This is a genomic window from Moorena sp. SIO1F2, assembly GCF_010672755.1.
Lineage (GTDB): Bacteria > Cyanobacteriota > Cyanobacteriia > Cyanobacteriales > Coleofasciculaceae > Moorena.
Genome location: NZ_JAAHFV010000526.1, coordinates 1 through 3235 on the forward strand (window position 1 = coordinate 1; position 3235 = coordinate 3235).

Below are 3235 nucleotides of genomic sequence, written 5' to 3' on the forward strand. Positions count from 1 at the left end.
AGTTAAGACAGTATTGCTTGACATCAGGAAAATCTTCAATGATGCCAAGCAATACTGTCTTAACTATGCTCAAGAAATTTCCCAAGGAAAAAAGCCGTTTGTGAAGCTTTTTATGCTGGGGGTAGGTGAAGAAATAGATCAAGGTCAAATGGATGAGCTTGATGACCTTGATACAGGTTGCAAAGATACTGCGGGAGTTGACATTGATTTTTGGGATCACCAGCTTGCTAGTGATATGAACCAACTTGAACAGGTATTCAAAGAGCTAGTGTCTGAAGATGTAATTGTTGTCGGTTCTGGGCGAATTGTCAACCAAGCTAGTCAAACTTGTCAGGAATACGCGGATGGCGTTCCTGCTTTGCTCAAATTTACTCTACCATCAGGGTCTACTGCATTCACCTTAGAAACTCCCCAAGGAAGCTTTACTCAAGATATTTCTGAGGCGCTGTAGCAATCATCAACAGCCCAATCATAATGAGAGGAAAATAGTGATATGCCTGGTCAAAGCTCTGATGTCTCCAACCAAGAGCGGAGCCATCAACTACCTAGTAATCTTGTTGCTCAAGAGTTTGGAGAAGTTAACGTTCGTAAAGTAGGTCAAAAACTTGAAGTTCTGTTTACCATTCTCATGGAACCTCAAGGTCAGGAAGCTGAAGGGTGGCAAACGGGTGTAGCGTTAGATGCTAGTGCTTCCATGAGAGGTTGCTATGGACGCAATCTGATTGGTAAAATTCCCGAAAAGCTTGATCAAAAATACCAGAAGAAAGGATGGATTGAAGTTAAAGTCCAAGATGGAAAACGTATCAAGATTTTCGAGCCACAGGCTTATGAAGATGCGATTAACAAGGGGTATTTCAAGTATAGTGATAATATTGTGCAACCACTCGCTCAAGAATTTATTGCCTACTTAGGAGGTAATCTTGATGCTGATGGTGGCACTACTGTAATTTATTGGGCTGGTGGTGATGGCAGTGCAATTGAAGTTTTGGGAGACTTCACCCAGGCACAATGTCAACAACTTGAGGTTAATGGGCCAAACAGTATTACCTTTGGTCAGGGAACCAGTCTGACTCCTGCAGTTAAGTATTTTGTGGAACGCTTTGTGGATGCCCAGCGAGGCATGTACATTTTTATTACAGATGGAAAACTTGACGACCTAGAACAGGTTAAGAATTATACGACTAAGTTGGCAAAGGAGATCAAATCGGGTCAGCGAAATCCAGTTAAATGTGTTATAATTGGAGTTGGGAATGAAATTGATCGTACTCAATTAGAAGAACTAGACGATCTGAGCACTGAAAGTGGAATTGATATTTGGGACTATAAAATTGCTGAAGAAATGAGTGCTCTAATCCAAATTTTTGCCGAGGTGGTTGATGAAAACCAAATAGTCGCTCCAACGGCCATGATTTATGATTCTGCGGGGAATCTAGTTAAAAGATATACCGATGGACTTCCGGCAAAAATATCTCTAACGTTGCCTGGTGATAGCCAATGGTTTGAGTTAGAGGTTTCTGGCAATAAAATTCGCCAAACAGTTGTCTTACCAAATAATTAGAAATTTAAGATGTCCCTAGTTTTCAAATAAAGTGATTCAATCCAATCAAGTAGTCATATCCCTATCTGGGTTAGAGCAAGAAATTCATAGATTAGTTAATCAGGATAGGAAAACTTATAGTTTGCTCCAGTTATTTTTGGACAGTGATTTGTCAGAAATAGCTAGAAAGCATAGCCAAGATATGGCAAATAGAAAATTCTTTAGTCATCAAACTCCAGAAGGCAAAAGTCCTACGGATAGAGCTATTGCTGCTGGTTATACCTGCCGGAAAAATTATGGCAGTTACTACACCAACGGTATTGCGTAAAACATCTATATGAGTCATCTTTACCGTTCAATAATTTACTATAATAGTTTTCCTTCTTATAACTGGATGACTCAAGGAGAAATTGCTAACTCAACGGTAGCGGGTTGGATGTCTAGTCCTGGACACCGGAAGAATATTCTTACCGCAACTTACGATCGCGAGGGGATAGGGGTGGCTGTATCAAGGGAACGCAACGAAGTTTACATTACGCAAAATTTCTGTTGAAACTGAAATTTTTCGGTTAATTTGAAGACCAGGAAAGCCAAAGTGTCATCACGTCGTTTACCTATTTATCTTGTCCTAGATTGCTCTGGTTCCATGTCAGGGGATCCTATACAAGCCGTTAATGCTGGAGTTAAAGCATTAGTTGCTGAACTAATGAGCGAACCCTATGCCATAGAAACAGCTTACCTATCAGTTATTACATTTGGCGATCGCGCTCAACAGGTTTGTCCTTTAACGGAATTGATGTCTTTCCACCCCCCCACCTTTACTGCTGGTGGTGCTCGTGCTATGGGTGAAGCCTTAAAACTTTTAGCAAACTCCATAGATAAAGAAGTTCAGAAAGCCAGCGAAACCGAGAAAGGCGATTGGAGACCTTTAGTGTTTCTGATGACTGATGGTATGCCTACTGACAGTTGGGAGAAAGCAGCAGATGAGTTGAAACAGAAAAAGCCAGCCAATATTCTTGCTTGTATAGCAGGTTCTGGTGTGGATGAATATATGCTAAAGCGGATTACAGAAACTGTGGTCAAGCTTGATAACCTTCAGCCGGATAGCCTTAAGCAATTCTTCCAATGGGTGTCTCAGTCAATTCTACCGAGATCCGAAAGTTTATCTTCTGAGGTAATAACCTGAGGGGGTGACATGAGCCCTGAAAAGCTTACTAGATAAGGCTTTGATGCCAGTTCTCTTCGCAAAGATAAACTGGCCAATTGACCCTAGGAATGATGTTCATTAAGCTCAAACCCTTATAACTACGTCCAAGGTCAGGCCAAACTAGTATGTATCTTTTTGTAAGGTATCGGCTGAAAGTACTACCCAATAAGGATTTTAGCTTGCATGTCACCCCCTCAGGGTAATAACAGATAGCTCACTAATCAATCTGCCCTCATCAACCTTAACTTCACTTACAAGTTTGTCAACTTCTTCTAAGGAGAAAAAAATGCCAACACGTCGTTTACCTGTCTATCTTGTCCTCGATTGCTCTGGTTCTATGTCAGGGGATCCTATACAAGCTGGCCACCAGATCCGAAGCTGAGCATCTTCGGAAGATAAATTCCCATTAGGACTTGGTTGATTAGGAGTTTGGGTACAGTTAGCTAGCCCTAAACCAAGCAAAAACAGGGATAGCCGAGTGAATTCACGCC

General features: G+C 41.4%; 3 protein-coding genes and 2 pseudogenes. 4 read left to right on the top strand and 1 reads right to left on the bottom strand.

The genetic code is table 11. From position 1 onward, the window contains the following. From F6J94_RS32165 to F6J94_RS32180, 4 genes and pseudogenes are all read left to right on the top strand, one after another. Positions 1–451 (top strand): annotated as a pseudogene (locus F6J94_RS32165) (VWA domain-containing protein); the annotation flags it as partial. Positions 452–493: 42 nt separating this feature from the next. Further along, positions 494–1558 carry a vWA domain-containing protein gene (locus tag F6J94_RS32170; protein WP_293047667.1) on the top strand — a complete coding sequence of 355 codons (1065 nt, stop codon included), beginning with the start codon at positions 494–496 and terminating at the stop codon, positions 1556–1558. A 31-nt stretch (positions 1559–1589) separates the two neighbouring features. Next, positions 1590–2090: pseudogene (locus F6J94_RS32175) on the top strand (CAP domain-containing protein). Positions 2091–2132: 42 nt separating this feature from the next. After that, entirely contained in the window at positions 2133–2723 is a 591-nt protein-coding gene (locus tag F6J94_RS32180; RefSeq protein WP_293047669.1) for a VWA domain-containing protein, read from the top strand. 330 nt (positions 2724–3053) lie between these two features. Here F6J94_RS32180 and F6J94_RS32185 read toward each other — a convergent pair. Continuing rightward, positions 3054–3235, bottom strand: a 182-nt coding sequence (locus tag F6J94_RS32185) for a hypothetical protein (protein ID WP_293047671.1), incomplete at its 5' end; no start/stop codon positions are given.

Excerpts from the sequence above, each read along its gene's own strand:
- F6J94_RS32170 (WP_293047667.1), top strand. The coding sequence starts at position 494 with ATGCCTGGTCAAAGCTCTGATGTCTCCAACCAAGAGCGGAGCCATCAA.